Source organism: Streptomyces sp. NH27, from assembly GCF_056859195.1.
This window is the reverse complement of the sequence record NZ_JACEGK010000432.1, coordinates 1-6,897: the sequence shown is the minus strand read 5'-3', so window position 1 is coordinate 6,897 and position 6,897 is coordinate 1. Positions and strand designations below refer to the sequence as shown.

General features: G+C 70.0%; 5 protein-coding genes. All 5 read right to left on the bottom strand.

Features of this window, described 5'->3' with window-relative positions; genetic code table 11:
- Positions 1-1,722: glycoside hydrolase family 35 protein (locus AC13HU_RS28280; protein WP_483044793.1), on the bottom strand; the 1,722-nt coding region annotated here is incomplete at its 3' end.
- A 187-nt stretch (positions 1,723-1,909) separates the two neighbouring features.
- A complete protein-coding gene (locus AC13HU_RS28275; RefSeq protein WP_483044794.1) occupies positions 1,910-2,905 on the bottom strand; it encodes a LacI family DNA-binding transcriptional regulator in 996 nt (331 codons plus the stop codon).
- A 392-nt stretch (positions 2,906-3,297) separates the two neighbouring features.
- The gene (locus AC13HU_RS28270) at positions 3,298-4,641 is read right to left on the bottom strand and encodes an ABC transporter substrate-binding protein (protein WP_483044792.1); all 1,344 of its coding nucleotides are present in this window, start codon (positions 4,639-4,641) and stop codon (positions 3,298-3,300) included.
- Positions 4,642-4,740: 99 nt separating this feature from the next.
- The gene (locus tag AC13HU_RS28265) at positions 4,741-5,685 is read right to left on the bottom strand and encodes a carbohydrate ABC transporter permease (protein WP_483044791.1); all 945 of its coding nucleotides are present in this window, start codon (positions 5,683-5,685) and stop codon (positions 4,741-4,743) included.
- A gap of 3 nt (positions 5,686-5,688) precedes the next feature.
- Positions 5,689-6,627, bottom strand: coding sequence for a carbohydrate ABC transporter permease (locus AC13HU_RS28260; protein ID WP_483044790.1), 939 nt, complete (start codon positions 6,625-6,627; stop codon positions 5,689-5,691).
- Between the last annotated feature and the right edge of the window lie 270 nt (positions 6,628-6,897).

Here is a 6,897-nt window from a genome sequence, read left to right as displayed (position 1 = left end):
GTCTCGAACCGCTGCGTGGAGTTCGAGCACCACGATCTCGTTGCGGCCCTGACGCAGCGCCGGCCCGGGGACGTAGAGGCTGCGCTGCGGGCCCCGGGACCAGAAGCGGCCGAGCGCGAAGCCGTTCACCCAGGCGCAGCCCTTGGTCCAGCCGGCCAGTTCGAGGTAGGTGTCGGCGGGCTCGGCCAGGTCGAACTCGCCGCGGTAGAAGGTCGGTCCGACCGCCGGGCGCGGGCCGGCGTCCTCGAAGACGAGGCCGGACAGGTCGTCCAGCGGCAGGGACCGGCTGGACCAGGCCGTCAGCGGGGCGCCGTTGGCGGTGACGGGCCCGAGCAGGCCCTTGCGGTCGTGGACGGCCTGGCCGTAGTTGACCCGGCCCTGGTTCTCGACCAGCAGCGACAGCCGCGCGCCGCCCTCGGGCACGGTGAACGCCAGGGAGTGCTCGTGGTTCTCGCGTTCCAGGACGCCGGTCGGTTGGCCGTCGAGGAAGACCTGGGCGCGGTCGCGGACGCCCGGCGCGTGCAGCAGGACCGGGCCGGGCGTGTCCAACCGGGTCTGGTAGAGCACGAATCCGAGACCGTTTCCCGCGCCGTTTCCGGCCGCCAACTCTTCCATGGTCAGCGGACGGTCGCCGGGAATCGCGGTGCCCAGGGCGGGCAGCTGGGTGAACAGCGGTGCGCGCTGGGGGAGTCGGACGCCGAGCTGGTTGAGCTTCTTCGAGGGTTCGGGCAGCGGTGCGTCGGGGACCGGTGCGTACCTGGCGATGACCTCGCGGAAGGCCGCGTACTTCGGCGTCGGGTCGCCGGCCTCGTCCAGCGGCGCGTCGTAGTCGTAGGAGGTGATGGTCGGGCGGTAAGTGTGCTTGTCGTTGGCGCCGTTGGTGAAGCCGAAGTTCGTCCCGCCGTGGAACATGTACAGGTTGACGCTCGCCCCGGCCGCCAGCAGCCGGTCCAGGTCCGCGGCGGCGCTCTCCGCCGGCCTGGCCGCGTGTACGCCGCCCCAGCGGTCGAACCAGCCGTTCCAGAACTCCGTGCACATCAGCGGCCCTTCCGGCTGGTGCGCGCGCAACTGGGCGAGGTTCTCCGCCACCCGGCTGCCGAAGTTCGCGGTCGCGAGCACCCCGGGCACCGAACCGCGGGCGAGGTCGCCGGGCTGGTCGCAGGTGAACAACGGCACGTCCACGCCGTGTTGCCGCAACATCTCCGCCAGGCGCCGCAGATACGGCTGGTCGTCACCGTAGGCGCCGAACTCGTTCTCCAACTGCACCGCGAGTACCGGCCCGCCCCGGGTGCCCAGATACGGGGCCACCCGCGGCAGCAGTGCGGCGAAGAACCGCTCGACCGCGTCGAGAAAGTGCGGATCGGTGCTGCGCAGCCGTATGTCCGGGTCCGCCAGCAGCCAGCCCGGCAGCCCGCCGCCCTCCCATTCGCCGCAGATGTACGGGCCCGGGCGCAGCAGGACGTGCAGGCCCTCGTCGCGGGCCAGGCGCAAGAAGCGCTCCAGGTCCAGGTCGCCGTCGGCCCGGAACTCGCCCGGCCGCGGCTCGTGGAGGTTCCACGGCACGTAGGTGTCCACGGTGTTGAGGCCGAGCAGCCGGGCCTTGCGCAGGCGGTCCCGCCACTGGCCCGGGTGCACACGGAAGTAGTGCAGGGCCCCGGAGATGATGCGGAAGGGCTCGCCGTCGAGACGGAACCCTTCCCGGTCTATCCGCAGTACGGGCATGGCGTCCAGGTCCTCCGCCTTGGTCGTTCGAAGATCGATGGTCGCATGATCGATGTTTGCGTAACCATTCGCCTGACATGAGTCTGACCAGCGGGGAGTGTCGTGTCAAGGCTCCTGCCGGCGGGCGTGGGTGGCAGCCCACGGGCGCGCGGGGTTCTTCGGGCCGGCCCGTGACGAGCCGGCGCGCTCAGCGAGGAGCGGTACCGGGCGGCGCCGTGCTGCTGCGGACGACCAGCCGGGTCGGCACCAGGTCGGTGCCGTGCTGCGCCTCGTTGTTGCGGATCTGCCGGAGCACGGTCGCCACGCAGCGGCGGCCGACCTCGGCGAAGTCCTGGTGGACGGTGGTCAGCGGCGGCAGGTAGGACGCGGCCTCCGCGATGTCGTCGAAGCCGACGACGCTCACGTCCGCCGGCACCCGCCGGCCCGCCTCGTGCAGCGCCCGCAAAACGCCCAGCGCCATCTGGTCGTTGGCCACGAACACCGCCGTGCACCCCGGGTCCGCCGCGAGTTCGCGCCCGGCCCGGTATCCCGACTCCGCCGACCAGTCGCCGCGCAGGACCTCCGGCTCGGTCCGGCCCGCCGCGGCCAACACCGCGCGCCAGCCGGCGACGCGGCGCTCCGCGGCGAACGACTCCTCCGGCCCGGCCACGTGCCACACCGTGGCGTGACCCAGGTCGAGCAGATGCCGTACGGCCGCCTCGGCGCCGCCCGCCTGGTCGGTGTCGACCACGCTGTAGCGGTCGCCGGCGTTGGAATCGACCACGACCACCTGTGCGTGGGGTGGCAGCGTCACGGTGGCCGTGTCCAGCAGATGCACTTCCATGATGATCACGATGCCGTCCACGGCGAGTTCGCCGAGCCGGGTGAACGCCCCGCGTACCTCGTCCTGCGTCGGCACGGTCACCGGCAGCAAAGTGGTGGCGTAGCCCTCCTCGGCGGCCGACGTCGCGACCGCCTCCAGGGTGCGCATGTTGCCGGTGGTCGACATGTTGAACAGGATGACGCCCAGCGTGCGGAACTCGCCGCGCTTGAGTGCGCGAGCCGCGCTGTTCGGCCGGTAGCCGAGTTCCTTCATGGCCGCGAGCACCTGTTGCCGGGTGGAGTCCACCACTCCCGGGAAGCCGTTCGAGACCCGGGAGACCGTCTGGGCCGACACCCCGGCGAGCTTCGCGACATCGCCCATGGACGCGCCGCGCCTTCGCCGGGCATCTTCCGCGGCCGGTTCGGCGGCCGGCTTCTTGCGGGACACGCCTGTCGCCCGGGACTGATCAGGGGCGCCGCGCCGGGACCGCCCGGCCTTCGTGCTGTCGCTCACCGCGGTCGAACACCTCGCTGCCGCGGCCGCCGGGGTGCGGCAGCCGCGCTGGTCGTCATCCTCGGACGCCCCGGCCCGGTCCGGCGAGCGGCAAGGGACGGCGCTGTGTGATCGCGCAATCATACGGTCCGCACGCGGACTTGGCCCGGCATCGCCCGCCGGACACGTCGGGCGCGGGGCACCTGACGACGGCCACGCCGCAAGCGCCGAGCGGCGGGGCCCCACGCACCGGGCCCCGCCGCTCGGCTCCGTACAAGGCGTCAGCCGATGCTGAAGCCCTGCTGCTTGCCGTAGGAGACGGACTTGTCCTGCCACGCCTTGAGCCCGTCGGTCAGCGAGGTGGAGGACACGTACGCCTTGCCGACGGTGTCGTTGAAGATCGAGTTCGCGTAGACCTGGTACGGCAGGTACGACCAGCCGGGCAGCACGTTCTTCGCGGACTGCGAGAAGATCTTGTTGGCCTGCTGCCCGCCGAAGTACGGGAACTTCGTGTCGAGGAACGCCTGCGAGTCCAGATCCGCGGTGGTCGCGGGGAACGCGCCGCCCTTGATCCGGGCCTGCACACCGGCACCCTGGTTCGCGTACTGCAGGAAGGCGTACGCGAGGGCCTGGTTGCTGCCGGCCTTGGTGACCGCGAGCGAGCTGCCGCCGTTCTCGGCGCTGGCGTTCTGCCCGGCCTGCCACTGCGGCAGCGGCGCCGCCCGCCAGTCACCGGACGCCGAGGCCACGCCGGAACTGAAGTTGGCGGGCATCCACGCGCCGGTCGCCAGCGTGGCGATGGTCCCGTTGGCCAGGCCCTTGTACCACTGGTCGCTCCAGCCGACGACCGGCGACAGCAGGTGCTCGGAGACCAACTGCTGCCACACCTTCGTGTACGCCGCGGTGCCCGCGTCGCCGCCGAAGTCGACCGAGACCTTGGTGCCGTCGACCTTGTACGGCTTGCCGCCGGCCTGCCAGATCAGGCTGGTGGCCATGCCCGCGTCACCGGTGTCGCTGGTGATGTACGCCTTGGGGTCGGCCTTGTGGAGTTTGCGGGCGTCGTCGAGGTACTGGTCCCAGCTGGTGGGGACCGGCAGCTTGTACTTGTCGAAGACCTTCTTGTTGTAGAACAGCGCCATCGGACCGGAGTCCATCGGCAGGCCGTAGATGCCGCCGTTGATGTTCACGGAGTTCCACGGGCCCGGGGAATAGGTCTTGGCCAGGTCCTTGGCCCCGTAGGCACTCAGGTCGGCGACGGACTTGCCGAGCGCGAACTGGCTGAGCGCGTAGTACTCGATCTGCGCGACGTCGGGCACGCCCTTGCCCGCCTGGACGGCGTTCTGCAGCGCCGTGTACTGGGTGTTGCCGGTGCCGGCGTTCACCAACTTGATGTGCACCTTGGGGTACTTGGCCTGGAAGTCGGTGACCACCTGCTTGAGGGTGGGCTCCCAGGCCCACACCGTGAGGGTGCCGCCCTTGGCCAGGGCCGACTTGACCGCGCCCGCGCCGGAGTCGCCGCCCTTCGACCCGGAGTCGCCGGAGGACCCGCATGCGGTGAGCCCCAGTGCGCCGGCGGCGAGGAGCGCGACCGCGGGCGCCCAGCGGCGAAGTGGTGTGTTCGTCATCTCATTTCACTCCGTTTGTACGTGATGTCCCGGAACGGGGGAGCGGGGGGAGCCAGGGGAAAACAGGGAGGGCGCTGCGGTTCGGGAGAGCGCCGGCGGTCACTCCTTCACGCTTCCGGCGGCCAGTCCGGACTGCCAGTAGCGCTGTAGCAGGAGGAAGGCCGCGATGAGCGGGACGATGGTCAGCAGTGACCCGGTGATGACCAGGTTGAACACCGGCTGGCCGCCGGCCGTGGCCGCCTGTGCGTTCCAGGAGTTCAGGCCGATGGTCAGCGGGTACCAGTCCGGGTTCTTGATCATGATCAGCGGCAGGAAGTAGTTGTTCCAGGTCGCGACCGTGGTGAAGAGCAGCACCGTGACGATGCCGGGAGCCAGCAGCGGCAGGCTGATCCGGAAGAAGGTGCGCAACTCTCCGGAGCCGTCCATCCGGGCGGCTTCCAGCAGTTCGTCGGGGATCGCCTCGGCGGCGAACACCCACATCAGGTAGAGGCCGAAGGGCGAGATCAGCGACGGGATGATCACGGCCCACGGGGTGTCGGTCAGCCCCATCTTGCTGAACATCAGGAACGTCGGCACCGCCAGCGCCGCGCTCGGCACCGCGACCGCACCGATCACCACGGCGAACACCGCCCGCCGCCCGGCGAAGTCGAACTTCGCCAGCCCGTAGCCGCCGAGCACCGCCAGGAACGTCGCGCCGCCGGCCCCGAGCACCACGTACAGCAGGGTGTTGAGCAGCCACCGGACGAAGATGTGGTCGTTGTAGGTGAACGTCTCCCGGATGTTGTCCCACAGCGCGAAGCGGCCGCTGAACCACAGGCCGAAGGAGTCGAGCAGCTTCGGCTGGGTCTTGCACGCGTTGATGACCAGCCAGACCAGCGGCACCAGGGAGTACAGCACCACGATCGCGGTCAGCACGGTCAGCAGCACGCTGCGCCGCGGCTTCCCGGGGGCGTGGCGACGGGAGGAGCGGAACGTGCGCGGCAGCGGGCGGGTCCTGGTCCGCGGCGCGGGTTCCGTGCCCGGCACGGCGGTGTCGGCGGCCATCGCTCACGCCTCCTTTCGCATGCCGCGCAGCTGCACGACGTAGGCGACGATCATCGTGACGACTCCCATGACGATCGCGACCGTCGCGGCGTAGTTGTGCTGCTGGCCGGAGAAGGACAGCGAGTAGGTGTACAGGTTCGGGGTGAAGTACGTGGTGATGGCGTTGGGCGCCAGGCTCTTGAGGATGCTCGGCTCGTTGAAGAGCTGGAAGCTGCCGATGACCGAGAAGATCGTGGCGATGACCAGTGCGCCGCGGATCGCCGGGATCTTGATCGACCGGATCACCCGCCACTGGCCCGCGCCGTCGATCTCGGCGGCCTCGTAGAGCGACTCCGGGATGACCCGCAGCGCGGCGTAGAAGATCAGCATGTTGTAGCCGACGAACTCCCACGTGACGATGTTGCCGATGCTGGCCAGCACCCAGCCGGGGGAGAGCGGGTCGGGGATCGACGTGTGCAGGTGCTCGTTGATGCTCGCGACCAGGCCGAACTCCTTGCCGTACATGAAGCCCCACATCAAGGTGGCGACCACCGCGGGCACCGCGTACGGCAGGAAGATCGAGATCCGGAAGAAGCTCCGCCCGTACAGGCGCCCGCTGTCCAGTGCCAGCGCGACCAGCAGGGCGATGCCGAGCATGATCGGCACCTGGACGACGAGGAAGAGCCCGACGCGGGACAGGCCCGACCAGAACTCGTGGTCCTGGAACGCCTGTTTGTAGTTGTCGAGGCCGACGAAGTGGTTGCCGCCGATCAACTGGTCCCGGAAGAGGCTCAGATGGATCGAGTAGACGATCGGCGCCAGAAACACGAGGACGAAGACCGCCAGGAACGGGGCGACGAAGCCCCAGCCGGCCAATCGCCGCCTACCGACGCGCCCCCTGCCGCGGTGCCCCCGCCCGGTGGCGGGCCGACCCGCGGCCGATGGAGGCGAGAGGACCGCCATGGCTCATCCCTTCGCTCGGCGTCACAGCCACGCCACGGGTTTGCGGCGAGGCGATGGTTACGTAACCATCAGCAGTGGCCAACCGCTCCTGTTTACGTAAACATTGGATTACCGTGATGCTGGCATCGCAGGTCGGCAACGTCAAGGTCTGAGTCGTGGTTGTGGAGGGAACGTGATCGAGGACGGGCAGGGTCCGCCGATGGTGGCGGGGGATGACGGCGAGTTGTCCGCGGCGGCGGGAGGGGGTGACGAGCTGTCCGGGGTAGCGGG

Coding starts and splice junctions, on each gene's coding strand:
- AC13HU_RS28275 (WP_483044794.1), bottom strand. CDS start 2,905: ATGGGCGATGTCGCGAAGCTCGCCGGGGTGTCGGCCCAGACGGTCTCC.
- AC13HU_RS28270 (WP_483044792.1), bottom strand. CDS start 4,641: ATGACGAACACACCACTTCGCCGCTGGGCGCCCGCGGTCGCGCTCCTC.
- AC13HU_RS28265 (WP_483044791.1), bottom strand. CDS start 5,685: ATGGCCGCCGACACCGCCGTGCCGGGCACGGAACCCGCGCCGCGGACC.
- AC13HU_RS28260 (WP_483044790.1), bottom strand. CDS start 6,627: ATGGCGGTCCTCTCGCCTCCATCGGCCGCGGGTCGGCCCGCCACCGGG.